The 258-nt window shown below is 75.2% G+C and carries 1 protein-coding gene; it reads left to right on the plus strand.

Annotated elements, in window-relative coordinates:
• Positions 1-258: TIGR02186 family protein (locus tag AC0IW9_RS31180; protein WP_471652169.1), on the plus strand; the 258-nt coding region annotated here is incomplete at both ends.

The raw sequence follows: 258 nt of genomic DNA on the forward strand, positions 1-258 counted from the left end.
GGTCTTCGGCAGCACCGAGGCCCCGATCGGCCCGGGTGGCGACGAGATCCTGGTGGTCGCCCGCGGCCCGCCCCGGCCGGTCGTCGTGCGCCGCAAGGTGCCGGTCGCCGGCCTCATCTGGGTCAACGGCCCCTCCGCCCGCTTCGCGGAGGTGCCTGGCGTCTACTTCATCGCCGGCAGCCGCCCCGCCTGGCAGCTGCTGCCCGAGGCGGAGCGCCAACGGAACAGCCTCGGCCTGGATAGCCTGCCGCTGACCAG

Source organism: Belnapia sp. AC561 (assembly GCF_979252845.1).